Source organism: Klebsiella africana, from assembly GCF_020526085.1.
In the GTDB taxonomy this organism is placed as follows: domain Bacteria; phylum Pseudomonadota; class Gammaproteobacteria; order Enterobacterales; family Enterobacteriaceae; genus Klebsiella; species Klebsiella africana.
The window spans coordinates 2,792,084-2,806,345 of record NZ_CP084874.1 but is presented as its reverse complement, the minus strand read 5'-3'; the positions used below and the strand labels follow the sequence as shown (position 1 = coordinate 2,806,345).

The following is a 14,262-nucleotide window of genomic DNA, read 5'->3' as shown; positions in this document are numbered from 1 at the left end:
CTAACGCCACGGCAAGATAAAACGTTTTACCACTTTTTAGTGCGATAAAAATCACATATTCAAGCGATAATAACGTTTATAAAGATCGCACAATGATAAAACGTTTTATCGACAGGCAAGGGAGTCAGCCAGCAGGTTATGGCAATCGCAAAAAAGATCACCATCAATGATGTGGCGCTGGCCGCCGGCGTCTCCGTGAGTACCGTTTCACTGGTCCTGAGCGGCAAAGGGCGCATCTCCAGCGCCACCGGCGAGCGGGTTAATCGGGCTATCGAACAGCTGGGATTTGTGCGCAACCGTCAGGCGGCCTCGTTGCGCGGTGGGCAAAGCGGGGTGATTGGCCTTATCGTCAGCGACCTGTCAAAACCGTTTTATGCTGAATTAACTGCCGGCCTCACCGATGCCCTGGAGAGGCAGGGGAAAATGGTATTTCTTACCCAGGGAGGCCGCAGCGGCGAGAAGATGGCCCAGCGGTTTGATACCCTCGCGGCGCAGGGGGTGGACGGGGTGATTATCGCCGGGGCGATCGACCGCGGGAGCGAGCTGCGCGAGCGGGCGGCGGAGGCGGGGGTGCCGCTGGTGTTCGCTTCTCGCGCCAGCTACCTTGACGATGTCGACCTGATCCGCCCGGACAACATGCAGGCGGCGCAGCTGGTGACCGAGCATCTTATCCGCCGCGGCCATCAGCGGATCGCCTGGCTCGGCGGGCAGAGTGCTTCGCTGACGCGCGCCGAGCGGGTCGGCGGCTATTGCGCCACCTTGCTGAAATACGGCCTGCCGTTTCACAGCGAATGGGTGCTGGAGTGCGAGACCAGCCAGAAGCAGGCGGCGGAGGCGATGACCAGCCTGCTGCGCCAGAATCCGACCATCACCGCCGTGCTGTGCTACAACAACGTGGTAGCTACCGGCGCGTGGTTCGGTCTGTTACGGGCTGGAAGACAGAGCGGGGAAGATGGGGTCGAGAGCTACTTTGAACAGCGGGTGGCGCTGGCGGCGTTTGCCGACGTGCCGGAGGCCGCGCTCGATGATCTGCCCCTCACCTGGGTGACCACCCCGGCGCGCGAGATGGGGAAAAGCCTGGCGGATTCAATGCTGCGGCGCCTGGAAGAGGGTACTGGCGAGGCGCGAAATCAGATAATGCCCCCGCGGCTGGTGACGCGAAAATGACGGAGACGGCGCGCGATGGCCGTCTCCTGTACCGCTAAGTTACGGCTGCGGGGCCGCGTCGCCCTGCTGAGGAGCGGCGTCATCCTGCTGGGGCTGGCCTTCCTGCGGGGCGCTGTCCGGCAGTGAAGGTGCTTCCAGACCAAACATCGCAGCGAAATCTTGCAGCGGCATTTTCTGGCCGTTCAGCGTCACCTGGCCGTTCGCGTACTGCAGACTGCTGCTGATGGCGTTATCTTCCATGGTGGTAATGCGGAACATCTGGCCCATCGCCGCCAGGCCTTTGACCTGCTGATCGGCAAGCTTGGCGGCATCGGCCGGCTGATAGCCTTCCAGACCGGCGATCTTAGTCATAAACTCCGTCGCCATATCCACCGGGATCACCACTTTGCCGTCCAGGGACTGCACCACGCGATCCAGGCTGTCTGCCAGCGTCTGCGGTGGGGCGGTCACCTGGGCCGGATCTTTTAGCAGAACCGACAGATTCAACGTGCTTTCCCCTTTGGCATTGCGCCAGCTCAGCGGAGAGATAGTTACCGACGGGTTGCCTTTGAGCAGGATCGGCAGCGCATTGAACAGCGTTTCGGTGAGGGCCTGCTGATACAGCTCCGGATTCTGCGCCAGCTCCGGTTTCGCCAGCAGCGCCTGAGACTGCGCGCTGTATTGCTGACTGAACTGGTGCCACGCCTGACCATCGACGTTATCCACTTTCAACGTTAGTTTGCCGCTGCCCATATCCTGCCCCTGAAGTTTGAGGCTGTTAACGGTGTAGTTTACCTGGCTGTTCACGCCTTTGCCGTCCTGGGTCAGCGTGGAACCGCCGTCCAGCGCCATACCGTCGATCAGCGCCAGCTCTTTGCCTTCGACGCTGATGGCCAGTTTATCGAGGGTCATTTTTTGCTGGCCGATGCGTTCGTTGAAGCTGGCCAGCTCGGTGGCGCCATCGGTGGTCAGGTTGACGAAGCGCAGCTGTACCTTCTGGTTATATTCGTTGAGCGCATCGATCTGCCCGCTGCCGGCCTGGCCCTTCAGACTGATGTTTTTGCCGTCGCGGTCGGCGTCGAGCTGGAACTGGCCGCCACTGAAGGTGACTTTCTCATCGCCTTTGGCATAGTCGAGGGCGTTAAGGACGATAGCCGACTGGCTGTCACCGCTGTAGGCGATGCGCGTATCGACAGTAAAGGGGGTGTCGCCTTTGGCTATCTCGAACAGCGCCTGGCTGGCGTCGTTTTTCACCAGCGTGGTGTGGACGGAAGCCATTGCCGGCGCCAGATTAAAGGCTTTTAACGAGGCCAGCGGGAAGGGGCCATGATCGACCACTTCGTCAAGCACCACGCTCTGCCCGGCGGCCAGCCAGCCGTTAGCCTGACCGGCGATCGGCTTGACCACCAGCTGCAGATGGCTGCTGAACAGCCCGCGCTGGTAGTCCTGATAGCTCAGCTCCAGACCTGACTCCGGCGCGCTGCTGCGCAGCTGGGCGTTGGCCTGCTGCACCATATCGGCAATCCGGCCTTCCAGCTGTTTGCCAGTGAACCAGGCGCCGCCTGTCCATACCACGCCCAGCGCCACGATGATTCCTGCTGCGACCAGCGATTTTTTCATAGCATTTATCCATAAATGAAGCCAGGCGGAGAGACCGCCTGGCTGAGTTGTCACCATCAGTAAGCGCGACCTGAAAGGTCAGTCACTTACTGGAGCTTATTGAACACGCGCGCCACACGGCCGCGGCCGCTGACCTGTACCGGTGATTCACTGGCGGCCACGAAAGCTGACTCGCCCGGCTTGAGGGTCAGGTTTTGCTCACCTTTGTGCAGCACGGCTTCGCCATCGATACAGAACACGATCGCCGCGCTTGCCTGGGCCAGATCGCTGGCTTCAGCGGAGAGATCGTGCAGGGAGAAGGCAAAATCTTCCACCGGGATCGGGAAGTCCAGCTCTGCGCCGTGACGCTGCGGCTGGGTCAACAGCTCACCCGCCGGTTTAGCCTCGAACTTGACGTTAGCCACCAGCTCAGGAATATCAATGTATTTCGGCGTCAGGCCGGCGCGCAGTACGTTATCCGAGTTGGCCATCACCTCCAGCGCCACCCCCTGCAGATAGGCGTGCGGCGTTTCAGCAAACAGGAACATCGCTTCGCCTGGGTTCAGCTTCACCACGTTCAGCAGCAGCGGGGAGAAGAGGCCGCTGTCGTCTGGATAGAATTCCGCGATCAGGCGGATAGTCTGCCACGGTTCGCTCTGTTCACGATCCAGTACCTCGCGCAGCACCTGCAGCGCTTTGGCTTTTTCCTCACCCTGCATATTTAGCAGGCTGGCAAACAGCTGGCTCAGGTGAGTCGCGTCCGGCTGCTGCAGGAAGGCGTCGATCGCCGGATGTGCGCTAGCCACCGGCTGCAGCAGGGTGACAATCTCGCTGAACTCGCGAAATGCATTCATCGCCAGGAATGGCGTCAGGGCAAAAACCAGCTCCGGCTTGTGGTTCGGATCTTTGTAGTTACGCTCGGCGGCGGAGAGCGGGATGCCGGCGGCGTTCTCGCGGGCAAAACCTTCTTCCGATGCCTGCTTGTTGGGATGCACCTGAATAGAGAGCGGCTGAGCGGCGCACAGCACTTTAAACAGGAACGGCAGCTCACCAAAACGGGCGGCAACCTTGTCGCCGAGCAGGGCGGTTTTATCCGCGTCAATCACCTCGCGCAGCGAACGCGGCTGGCCGTCGGCCGCCATGATCTGCGAGCTGCTCTTCGGATGCGCCCCCATCCACAGCTCTGCCATCGGCAGATTGTCCGGGTTGGCAATGCCATACAGTTCAGTTAAAGCGGTGTGGCTTCCCCATGCGTAGTTCTGTACGGCGTTGATCAGCTTTTGCATTCTCATTCCCTGTATCAATCAAAGTAAAAATTATCGCTCTATTAAACCAGCAAACGGTGGAGAAGCAACTGCTGAAAGAAAAAGTCGTCCCTGTCTCAGTTTTTGTTAAAAAATTGTGTAAGATTGAGCGACTCGCTTTTCTACAGGCACATGGAGTCCCTGCCTGAAACATAATCAGCCAAAGCAGTAAGTGAGAGTACAATGTCGAATAAACCGTTTGTTTACCAGGATCCTTTTCCCCTCAAAAAGGATGACACCGAGTATTATCTCCTCAGCAGTGATTACGTCTCCGTCGCCGAATTCGCCGGCCAGGAAGTGCTAAAAGTTGACCCTCAGGCGCTGACCCTTCTGGCGCAGCATGCTTTCCACGACGCCTCTTTTATGCTTCGCCCGGCGCATCAGCAGCAGGTGGCGGATATCCTTAACGACCCGGAAGCCAGCGAAAACGACAAATACGTCGCGCTGCAGTTCCTGCGCAACTCGGATATCGCCGCCAAAGGCATTCTGCCTACCTGCCAGGACACCGGCACCGCGATCATCATGGGTAAAAAAGGCCAGCGCGTGTGGACCGGCGGCGGCGATGAAGCCGCCCTGGCGCAGGGGGTGTACAACACTTATATCCAGGACAACCTGCGCTACTCGCAGAACGCGCCGCTGGATATGTATAAAGAAGTTAACACCGGTACCAACCTGCCGGCGCAGATCGATCTTTATGCTACCGATGGCGATGAGTACAAATTCCTCTGCATCGCCAAGGGCGGCGGTTCGGCGAACAAAACCTATCTGTACCAGGAAACTAAAGCGCTAATCACCCCGGCGAAGCTGAAAAACTACCTCGTCGAGAAGATGCGCACCCTCGGTACCGCCGCCTGTCCGCCGTACCACATCGCGTTTGTGATCGGCGGCACCTCGGCGGAAGCGACGCTGAAGACCGTGAAGCTGGCGTCCACCAAATATTATGATGGCCTGCCCACCGAAGGTAACGAGCATGGTCAGGCGTTCCGCGACGTGCAGCTGGAGCAGGAGCTGTTGCTGGAGGCGCAGAACCTTGGTCTCGGCGCGCAGTTCGGCGGCAAATACTTTGCCCACGATATCCGCGTGATCCGTCTGCCGCGTCACGGCGCGTCCTGCCCGGTAGGGATGGGGGTTTCCTGTTCCGCCGACCGCAACATCAAAGCCAAGATTAACCGCGACGGCATCTGGATCGAGAAGCTGGAGAGCAATCCGGGGAAATATATCCCTGAGCATCTGCGTCAGGCCGGGGAAGGCGAAGCGGTGAAGGTGAATCTTAACCAGCCGATGAGCGAGATCCTGGCGCTGCTGTCGCAATATCCGGTGTCCACCCGCCTGTCGTTGAGCGGGACTATCATCGTCGCCCGCGATATCGCCCACGCCAAGCTGAAAGAGCTTATCGATAATGGCGAAGCGCTGCCCCAGTACGTGAAAGATCACCCAATCTATTACGCAGGCCCGGCAAAAACGCCGGACGGTTACGCCTCCGGCTCTCTGGGGCCGACCACCGCAGGCCGCATGGACTCTTACGTCGATCTGCTGCAGTCCCACGGCGCCAGCAAGATCATGCTGGCGAAAGGTAACCGTAGCCAGCAGGTGACCGATGCCTGCCATAAACACGGCGGCTTCTACCTCGGCAGCATTGGCGGCCCGGCGGCGGTGCTCGCCCAGCAGAGCATCCGCAGCCTCGAGTGCGTGGCGTATCCGGAGCTGGGTATGGAAGCCATCTGGAAAATTGAAGTGGAAGATTTCCCGGCGTTTATCCTCGTCGATGATAAAGGCAATGATTTCTTTCAGCAGATCCAGACCTCGCAGTGCTCGCGCTGCGTGAAGTAACCCACGCCGCCCTCCGGGGCGGCGCTGGTCGATGACAAACCTGTTTTCGTTATGGTGAGCGCCTTTCTGCCGGGTGGCGGCTTTCGCCTTACCCGGCCTACGAAAAACAGCAATATCAATAAGTTATGCAGTTCTTTGTAGGCCCGCGCAAGCGCAGCGCCGCCGGGCAATCCCGACGATTGCATTTTGTCAGCGGTCTGGGCCGCCCTCCGGGGCGGCTTTTTTATGTCGCTTCGCGGCACGAACCACCAAAACAACTTATAAATCTGGCCAATACTTAGTCTTTTAAGCAGGTGAGCTTTGTCGCTATGACGTACTTTGAATCCAAGGAGAAAGTAATGACAACGCATCGCAGTGAAAAAGACTCGATGGGCGCCATCGACGTCCCGGCCGATAAACTCTGGGGCGCCCAGACCCAGCGCTCGCTGGAGCATTTCCGCATCTCGACTGAAAAAATGCCCGGGGAGCTGATCTACGCCCTGGCGCTGACCAAGCGGGCCGCGGCGAAGGTTAACCAGGACCTTGGGCTGTTGACGGCGGAGAAAGCCGGGGCGATCGTCGCTGCCGCTGACGAAGTGCTGGCCGGAAAGCACTCGCAGGAGTTTCCGCTGGCTATCTGGCAGACCGGCTCCGGCACCCAAAGCAATATGAATATGAACGAGGTGCTGGCCAACCGCGCCAGTGAACTGCTGGGCGGTGAACGGGGGATGGCGCGAAAAATTCATCCCAATGACGATGTGAATAAAAGCCAGAGCTCGAATGACGTGTTTCCCACCGCCATGCACGTCGCGGCGCTGATTGCCCTGCGGGAAAAAGTGATCCCGTCGCTGCAGGCGCTGCGGGCGACGCTCAACGAAAAAGCGGTGGCCTTCAGGGATATCGTCAAGATCGGCCGCACCCATCTGCAGGACGCCACGCCGCTCACCTTAGGCCAGGAGATCTCCGGCTGGGTGGCGATGCTGGACCATAGCCTTAAGCACATTGAAGCCAGTCAGCCGCATCTTGCCGAGCTGGCGCTGGGCGGGACGGCGGTAGGAACCGGGCTGAATACCCATCCGGAGTATGCCGTGCGGGTGGCGGCCGAGCTGGCGTCGCTCAGCGGACAGCCGTTTGTCACCGCGCCGAACAAATTCGAAGCGCTGGCCACTGTCGATGCCCTGGTCCATGCCCACGGTGCGCTGAAAGGCCTGGCGGCCTCGCTGATGAAAATTGCCAACGATGTCCGCTGGCTGGCCTCCGGTCCGCGCTGCGGCATTGGTGAAATCGCGATCCCGGAAAACGAGCCAGGGTCGTCGATTATGCCCGGCAAGGTTAACCCCACCCAGTGTGAAGCCCTGACCATGGTCTGCTGCCAGGTGATGGGCAACGACGTGGCGGTGAATATCGGCGGTGCTTCCGGCAACTTTGAGCTTAACGTCTATCGCCCGATGGTCATTCATAATTTCCTGCAGTCGGTGCGTCTGCTGGCAGACGGTATGGCGAGCTTTAACGAGCACTGTGCGGTGGGTATTGAACCGAATCGCGAGCGGATCAGCCAGCTGCTCAATGAGTCGCTGATGCTGGTCACTGCGCTGAATACCCATATCGGCTACGACAAGGCGGCGGAAATCGCTAAAAAAGCGCACCATGAGGGGCTGACCCTCAAAGCCTCAGCGCTGGCGCTGGGCTACCTGACGGAAGCCGAATTCGACAGCTGGGTGCGCCCGGAAGAGATGGTCGGCAGTCTGGCTATTCGCTAGCCAGCCAGAGGTGCAGGCGCGGGATCAGTAATCTCAGCGACTGCGCCTCCGGTTTGTAGCGATACTGTACATTGTCGGCATCGTAGTTCAGCAGCTCGCCAATATCCGGCACGCTGACCCCCTGGCTGCCGGAAATCAGGGCAATCAGCGGGCTGGGGCAGGCATACTGTATCTGTTTCTGCTCGCTGGCATACCAGACGCGGGCAATCGGCTGCACCTTCACAGGCCGTTTGATTTTCAGCCGCGCCCGCTGCGGCAAGGCGGCGATATCCTGATACTCCCTTTCCAGTTTGCTCTGCCACTGCTCCCGGGTCCACGGCGGCACCGCCCGCGGCGACTGCAGGCTTTTCTCCAGCATCATCAACACCTGGTCGCGGGTCAGATTCTTGATAACGTGCTTATTGGCCCAGCCGAAGCGGATGGTGCTCGGGTCGACGAGGGGCGTCAACGTGCGGTAGGCGCTAAGGGTGATCAACCCCGGCAAATGACGGTGTACCCACTCAAAACGGGCGGTGGGGGGGAGACCGGAGTCGACGGTGACGATCTTCTCGAAGGTGGCCTTCAGGGCATTGATATGCTGAATACGCGCCAGCAGATCCTGCTGCTTTGCGGCGGTGACCTGCAGGCAGATAGCCCCCGGCAGGCGGACGGCGGCTTTGCTGCTGCGGTTTTCCGACTGCTGCTGGATAAACAGATGGCTGTAGTGGCGCAGGGCGCGCGCCAGGGCTGCTTTGCCGATATGCTGCACCACCGGAATGGTGGCCAGCGGATCGTGCTCGGCATCCTTACCGATCGCCGGCAGTTCAAATACCCGGCCCGCCAGCAGACGGCAGTCACTTAACGCCTGCTGGAGCGCCTGCAGCTCCAGCTCGATCTGGCGAAAGGTATTATTCAGACGTTCAACGAGGTCGTAGCTGGCCATCATTACCACCTTAGTTACAACATACTATTGGATTTTTGCAGCATACCCAGCCCGCGGCTTCTGCGCAAGTTTTATTCAGGCAGAGGTAAAATCAGGCAGCTGATGATAGACCGGCCAGCTAAAGCAGAAGCGGGCGCCGCCGAGAGGGCTGGCCTCGCAGCGTACCTCGCCGCCCATCGCCTGGGCGATACTGTGGACAATCGCCAGGCCGAGGCCACAACCTCCTGTCGCCCGGTCCCGGCTGGGGTCAAGGCGAACAAAGGGCTCAAACACCCGCTCGCGTTCTTCGGGGGCGATTCCCGGACCGTCATCCTCAACCTGCAACGAGGCACGCGATCCCTGCAGCGTCAGGCTGACCGCCACCCGCTGGCTGCTGTAGCGCAGGGCGTTATTGACCAGATTATCCAGCACGCGCTCCATCAGTCGCATATCCAGCGCGCCGTAGTTACCGTGGGTCAGCGTCGCCAGGCAGACATCGCGCTGAGGGTTGACCATCTGGATATCCTCGACATGGTCACTGATCCAGGCGGGAAAATCGGGCGTGGTTAGACTGAGCTCCGTCTGCGGGCGGTCAAGGCGAGCGTAGGTCAGGAGTTCTTCAATCAGTGCCTCCAGCTGGCCGATATCGCGGTTCAGCGCCTGCGATTCCGCCTCGGCGAGGTTTTCGCTCATCTCCAGACGGTAGCGCAGACGAACCAGCGGCGTTCTCAGCTCATGGGCGATACCGTCAATTAGCTGCTTCTTGCTGGCAATAAGCGCATTAATGTTATCGGCCATTTGGTTAAAGGCCACCCCGAGTCGCTCGAAACTGGACATACTGTCGAAGTGAATGCGCTCTGTGAGATGGCCTTCGCCAAAGCGCTGAGCTGCGGTCTCAATGCGCAGCATGTCCTGCCAGTGCGGACGCATCCAGATAAACACCGGAAAGGCCAGCGAGATGGCGATAAATGCCATCAGCGCCACGTCCAGCAGGCGCATTTCATGCAGAAAATAGAGATAGGGCACCGGGCCCACCGACAGCACATAGTGGCTGCGGGGAATACGTTGAATAAAGGTGTACTGATCGTCGAGGGCGACAATATCGCCGGCGCGCAGGTGTTGCAGAGAACTCTCTGAGAGCTTAAATTTGCTCATCGGCTCGATGTGCAGATCAAACGATAAATTCAGGTCCAGCTCTTTAAGGGTCTTGCTCCAGTCGCGCGGCGGGATTTCTCGCAGCTCGCTGCGCATCAGATACAGCGAGCTTTTCATCAAATCGTCAAGCGACTGCCGTCCGGCGCGCTCCGCGGTAAATTTATAGACCAGACCGACCAGCATGGTCATCACCAGAAAGCAGACGAAGAGCAGAAGATAGAACTGCACGAACAGCTTTTTCATTACATTACCGCGTATTCAAAAGAGAAACCTGTCTGGCGCCCCAGGGGCCATTCCTGCACGACGGGGCGTAACGTCATCGCTATCCCTGCGCCAGGCGTGCAGGAAAAACGGATAAGCTATCAAAGCAGGGTTTATGCCCCCTGACAATAGTCAGCCACGGGAACGATACGGTTTAAAAGTGACAACGTCACTTTTGCAATGATTTATCTACCCTCGGCGGTGGCCGAGGCGATCGTATTCCGCGCGCCGATGGATACGCTACTCGCGATAGTAGGGAATATCGACCGGATAGGTGGTCGTCAGACTCAGCAACCGACAGCGCACCAGCTTTTCCGTTTCGGCATACCAGTAAGCAAACTCACCGGTGGTCTGGTGGTAAATCATCTGATCGAGGTTGGCAAAGGGGATCACCAGCAGCGGCCCCTGGCGAACGTGGCCGCCGCCGGTTTCAAAGTGATGCTGCCCCCAGGATTGCTGGGTATGTTCATAACGGTGAAGGATCACCTCGATTTGCCCGCGCTGCGGACAGAGGAGACGAATATCGGCGTTGTCGAGGGAAAATGCCCAGCCAGAGAGAGAAGTGAACAGTGAGAGTGCCAAAAGTACAACGTATTTCATCATGCAAAAGTCCTGTGTTTTCAGGCTTTATGCCATTCTGAACACGCTAAGTCCTTGAGCACAATCATATTGAGGAGTTATGTGATGGGGTTCTGTACGGCTAATTCTATTGATTTAATCAATATGACAAATTTCGGTAATGAATCTGCGCGCCAGGGACGATCGCAGCAGGCAGCACAACGTGATGCCTTTGCCGCTGGCGGGCGCGCAATGAGCGGGCCCCTCGCAGGGCCGCAGAAGGACCGCTTAGTTATCCCAGGCGTGAGGGGCGAACAGGTAGCCTTTGTTGCGAACGGTCTTAATACGATAGGGCTCCGTGGCGTTGTCGAGCAGTTTTTTGCGCAGGCGCGAGATAGCCACGTCGACGCTGCGATCCATTCCGTCATAGGTCACGCCGCGTAGGTTTTTCAGCAGTGCATCGCGATCCATAATCTGCCCGGCGTGGGTGGCCAGCTCCCACAGCAGGTCGAAATCGGCGGTCGACAGGGCGACGTTTTCTCCGCCAAGCAGCACCTGGCGGTTGACCGGATCAATGGTCAGCGAGCCGAAGGAGATGGTTTTGTGTGGCGTGAGCGTTGAGGGGGCGGATCCGGCGCCTGTCGGGGCAATATGCTGGCGCAAATGCAGACGCAGTCGCGCGAGAAGCACCGCTGGCGGCGTGGTTTTCAGGATATAATCGCTGGCCCCCATCTCCAGGGAGAGGATATGGTTCATATCGCTGTCGAGCGACGTCAGCAGGACAATCGGCCCTGTCCATTGTCCCCGAAGATCGCGACACAGCGTCATCCCGTCTTTGCCGGGCAGCATGATGTCCAGCAGCACGAGGTCTGGTTTCTCCCGCGCGATAACCTCCTCTGCGCGGTCGCCACGAGGCTCGACCACCACATCCATATCATGCTTGCCGAGATAGGCGGCGATCAGCGCGCCTACCTCAGGGTCATCCTCAACGAAAACGATTTTATTCATGTCTATCGCACATCAGTAAAAGAAGTAACATACACCGCGCTTATTTTACCCGCCATTACTCTTTTATAAACAGCGCTAAATCCGCTATGCTGCCCTAACTTCTTGATTCATTGTTAAGGCAAACGGACATGGGGCTGTTAATCAAAGGGCTGCTGGGGGCGTTGGTGGTGGTGCTGATTGGCGTGCTGGCGAAAACCAAGAACTACGCTATCGCTGGTCTGATCCCGCTGTTTCCCACCTTTGCGCTCATCGCCCATTATATTGTTGCCAGCGAGCGGGGCGTCGAAGCCCTTCGCGCGACCATCGTGTTCGGCATGTGGTCGATTCTTCCCTATTTTGTCTATTTGGTATCGCTGTGGTACTTCACCGGGATCATGCGCCTGCCGTTGGCGCTGGCAGGCGCGGTGGGATGCTGGGGGCTGTGCGCCTGGCTGTTAATCCTCGGCTGGAGCCGCTTCCACTAACGCAGTGGGCGGCCGCCGTCGACGGCGAATGAGCGGCCGGTGACGTAGCGGCTGCTAAACAGGTAATCGATCAGCTCGCTAATCTCTTTTTCGCCAGGGGCGATTTTCATCAGCGATTTATCCAGCGCCTGCTGACGATAGGCCTCGTCGTCACCCTCATTAAACATGATTAGCGACGGCGCGATGGCGTTGACCTTAACCTCTGGCGCCAGCTTGCGAGCGAAGGAGCGGGTCATGTTATCCAGGGCGGCTTTGCTGGCGGCGTAGGCGATATGTTTATCGCTCCCGCGCTCCACCACGTAATCGGTGATATGGATAATGTCGCTGGCGGCATGGCCGTGGCCGCGCAGCAACGCCTCCAGCGCATGGTTGAGCAGATAGGGGGCGTGGACGTGGATCTGCATCATGCGGTTGATGACGGTGCTCAGCGGGACGCCCGGCTTTTCCGCCATCCAGTCGCTGGCGTTGTGGATGATAGCGCGCAGACCGTTGGTGTGTGATTTGACTGCTTCAGCGAAGGTCAGAATGCCGTCATCGCTGCTAAAATCGGCCTGCAGGCAGAGCGCGCCCGCTTCGCGCAGGCCGTCAATCGCCGGATAAGGCGTACGATAGCTGACGATGACCGGCTGGTGCTGTTGCAGAAAATGGTGTGCCAGAGCGAGGCCGATGCGGCGGCCTGCTCCGGTGATCAGAATCGGGCGGGGCTGTTGTTCAGCCATGGGTATCTCCTATGCGTTCTGCGGCAGGGCGACCGCTTACCCCACCAGCATCCACGTTGCCGGCACAGCGGCAACCAGCAATAAACCAATTAGCGCCACTTCGCGGCGTTTGAGCGAACGATCGTGCTGGTGCGTACGTCGGGCGTACAAAAAGACCAGAAGACCCGGAGCGTAAAGTACCACCGACAACAGCAAATGCACAGGTCCCGACGCGTATAATAACCATAAGCCATAAATGCAGGCGCCGATAGCCACCGCTTTGTGCAGCGGGCGTGTGGCGATTTTCAGCAGAAAGGCGCCGACCAGCAAATAAGGCACGAGGATCATTTCTGACGCAATAGTCAGCAGCGTGCCGTAGTCCGAACCGGTCAGCCAGATCAGCACCAGCGATATTTGAACGCTGATATTGGTCAACCACAATGAGGCGGAGGGGGCGTTGTTGCTATTCTGACGGGCAAACAGGCGCGGGAAGGCTTTGTGGGTGGCGGCGAGGTAAGGCACTTCAGCGGCCATAATAGTCCAGCTGAGATAGGCGCCACACACCGACACAATAAGTCCGGCGGCAATCACGATCTCCCCCCACGACCCCATCAGCCTGACCATTAGTCCCGCCATCGATGGGTTACGCATTTCGGCCAGTTCGCTACGCGGCACAACGCCCAGCGACAGCAGGGTGACTAACAGGTACACCGCGAGGGCCGACAGCACCGCCAGCAGCGTCGCACGGCCAACGTCGCGCTTGTGTCGCGCCCGCGCGGACACGACTACCGCCCCCTCCACGCCGATAAACACCCACAGGGTGATCAGCATGGTGTTTTTGACCTGCTCCCATACCGGGACGCCCAGCGCCAGGCCGCTGAAATCGAGGCGGAACGTATCCAACTGAAAGGCCAGGGCGGCGAGCGCGATAAACGCACCCAGCGGCAGAAGTTTGGCGAGGGTGGCGACCAGGTTAATCCCCGCAGCCGTCTGGACACCGCGCAGGACCAGAAAGTGGACGACCCACAGCAGACCCGACGCGCCGACGATGGACTGCCAGGTATTACCATCGCCAAACAGGCGTAGTTCAGGGGTATCGGTGAAAAAACTGAGCGCCGAAAAGACGATGACCAGATAGGAGACGTTGGCGACCACCGCGCACAGCCAGTATCCCCAGGCGGAACAGAAGCCGATCAGCTCGCCGAACCCTTCGCGAGCGTAGGTGAAGATCCCGCCGTCGAGGTCGGGGCGAATACGGGTCAACAGCAGCATGGCGAAAGCGAGAAACAGGATCCCGACGCCAGTGATCGCCCAGCCAATGAGCAGAGCGGAGGGGCTGGCCACGGCAGCCATATTTTGCGGCAAACTGAATACGCCAGCGCCGAGCATTGAGCTAAGGACCAGGGCGGTCAGGGCGCTCAGGCCCAGTTTCTTTTCCATTGCATTCCCGAGGTGAAAATGGCTGTTCCAGAATATTTATTTTGCGAAATCGCATAAAAATGGAGGATTGCGCTAAGGCGCGGGATTTTACGGAGTGTCCGGGGGCCATGCAATGGCGGGGAATGAAAAAATATGAAAAGGCGGCATTGCGCCGCCTTT

At 58.9% G+C, this 14,262-nt stretch carries 12 protein-coding genes; 4 read left to right on the top strand and 8 right to left on the bottom strand.

Going from position 1 to position 14,262, the window contains the following annotated elements; translation table 11 throughout:
* Positions 1-138: 138 nt before the first annotated feature.
* Complete coding sequence (locus LGL98_RS13730) at positions 139-1,167, top strand: Mal regulon transcriptional regulator MalI (RefSeq protein WP_136031738.1); 1,029 nt, start codon at positions 139-141, stop codon at positions 1,165-1,167.
* A gap of 39 nt (positions 1,168-1,206) precedes the next feature.
* Here LGL98_RS13730 and LGL98_RS13725 read toward each other — a convergent pair whose 3' ends face one another.
* Both LGL98_RS13725 and manA read right to left on the bottom strand, forming a co-directional pair.
* A complete protein-coding gene (locus LGL98_RS13725) occupies positions 1,207-2,766 on the bottom strand; it encodes a YdgA family protein (protein WP_136031736.1) in 1,560 nt (519 codons plus the stop codon).
* Between the two features lie 86 nt (positions 2,767-2,852).
* Complete coding sequence (gene manA / locus LGL98_RS13720; RefSeq protein WP_136031734.1) at positions 2,853-4,031, bottom strand: mannose-6-phosphate isomerase; 1,179 nt, start codon at positions 4,029-4,031, stop codon at positions 2,853-2,855.
* A 201-nt stretch (positions 4,032-4,232) separates the two neighbouring features.
* On the opposite strand from manA, the gene fumA reads away from it, so the two are divergent.
* Positions 4,233-5,879, top strand: coding sequence for a class I fumarate hydratase FumA (fumA, locus tag LGL98_RS13715; protein WP_025713052.1), 1,647 nt, complete (start codon positions 4,233-4,235; stop codon positions 5,877-5,879).
* A gap of 338 nt (positions 5,880-6,217) precedes the next feature.
* Positions 6,218-7,618: a class II fumarate hydratase gene (gene fumC, locus LGL98_RS13710; RefSeq protein ID WP_136031732.1), complete on the top strand. Its 1,401-nt coding sequence runs from the start codon at positions 6,218-6,220 to the stop codon at positions 7,616-7,618.
* On the opposite strand, the gene tus is transcribed toward fumC, so the two are convergent.
* The 4 genes from tus to rstA form a co-directional block, all read right to left on the bottom strand.
* Entirely contained in the window at positions 7,608-8,540 is a 933-nt protein-coding gene (gene tus / locus LGL98_RS13705; RefSeq protein ID WP_136031831.1) for a DNA replication terminus site-binding protein, read from the bottom strand. The two genes, fumC and tus, sit on opposite strands and share 11 nt — an antisense overlap.
* A gap of 75 nt (positions 8,541-8,615) precedes the next feature.
* Entirely contained in the window at positions 8,616-9,917 is a 1,302-nt protein-coding gene (gene rstB / locus LGL98_RS13700) for a two-component system sensor histidine kinase RstB (RefSeq protein WP_136031730.1), read from the bottom strand.
* 258 nt (positions 9,918-10,175) lie between these two features.
* A complete protein-coding gene (locus tag LGL98_RS13695; protein WP_002903374.1) occupies positions 10,176-10,538 on the bottom strand; it encodes a hypothetical protein in 363 nt (120 codons plus the stop codon).
* Positions 10,539-10,781: 243 nt separating this feature from the next.
* A complete protein-coding gene (gene rstA / locus LGL98_RS13690) occupies positions 10,782-11,501 on the bottom strand; it encodes a two-component system response regulator RstA (RefSeq protein ID WP_136031728.1) in 720 nt (239 codons plus the stop codon).
* Between the two features lie 128 nt (positions 11,502-11,629).
* Here rstA and LGL98_RS13685 point away from each other — a divergent pair, with 128 nt between their 5' ends.
* On the top strand, positions 11,630-11,965 hold the full coding sequence (locus LGL98_RS13685) for a GlpM family protein (RefSeq protein WP_136031726.1): 336 nt from the start codon (positions 11,630-11,632) through the stop codon (positions 11,963-11,965).
* On the opposite strand, the gene folM is transcribed toward LGL98_RS13685, so the two are convergent.
* Both folM and LGL98_RS13675 read right to left on the bottom strand, forming a co-directional pair.
* A complete protein-coding gene (gene folM / locus LGL98_RS13680; RefSeq protein WP_136031724.1) occupies positions 11,962-12,684 on the bottom strand; it encodes a dihydromonapterin reductase in 723 nt (240 codons plus the stop codon). The genes LGL98_RS13685 and folM overlap by 4 nt on opposite strands.
* Before the next feature lie 36 nt (positions 12,685-12,720).
* Positions 12,721-14,103, bottom strand: a complete 1,383-nt coding sequence (locus LGL98_RS13675) for an amino acid permease (protein ID WP_136031722.1) — start codon at positions 14,101-14,103, stop codon at positions 12,721-12,723.
* Positions 14,104-14,262 lie beyond the last annotated feature (159 nt).

Excerpts from the sequence above, each read along its gene's own strand:
- LGL98_RS13730 (WP_136031738.1), top strand. The coding sequence starts at position 139 with ATGGCAATCGCAAAAAAGATCACCATCAATGATGTGGCGCTGGCCGCC.
- LGL98_RS13725 (WP_136031736.1), bottom strand. The coding sequence starts at position 2,766 with ATGAAAAAATCGCTGGTCGCAGCAGGAATCATCGTGGCGCTGGGCGTG.
- manA (WP_136031734.1), bottom strand. The coding sequence starts at position 4,031 with ATGCAAAAGCTGATCAACGCCGTACAGAACTACGCATGGGGAAGCCAC.
- fumA (WP_025713052.1), top strand. The coding sequence starts at position 4,233 with ATGTCGAATAAACCGTTTGTTTACCAGGATCCTTTTCCCCTCAAAAAG.
- fumC (WP_136031732.1), top strand. The coding sequence starts at position 6,218 with ATGACAACGCATCGCAGTGAAAAAGACTCGATGGGCGCCATCGACGTC.
- tus (WP_136031831.1), bottom strand. The coding sequence starts at position 8,540 with ATGGCCAGCTACGACCTCGTTGAACGTCTGAATAATACCTTTCGCCAG.
- rstB (WP_136031730.1), bottom strand. The coding sequence starts at position 9,917 with ATGAAAAAGCTGTTCGTGCAGTTCTATCTTCTGCTCTTCGTCTGCTTT.
- LGL98_RS13695 (WP_002903374.1), bottom strand. The coding sequence starts at position 10,538 with ATGATGAAATACGTTGTACTTTTGGCACTCTCACTGTTCACTTCTCTC.
- rstA (WP_136031728.1), bottom strand. The coding sequence starts at position 11,501 with ATGAATAAAATCGTTTTCGTTGAGGATGACCCTGAGGTAGGCGCGCTG.
- LGL98_RS13685 (WP_136031726.1), top strand. The coding sequence starts at position 11,630 with ATGGGGCTGTTAATCAAAGGGCTGCTGGGGGCGTTGGTGGTGGTGCTG.
- folM (WP_136031724.1), bottom strand. The coding sequence starts at position 12,684 with ATGGCTGAACAACAGCCCCGCCCGATTCTGATCACCGGAGCAGGCCGC.
- LGL98_RS13675 (WP_136031722.1), bottom strand. The coding sequence starts at position 14,103 with ATGGAAAAGAAACTGGGCCTGAGCGCCCTGACCGCCCTGGTCCTTAGC.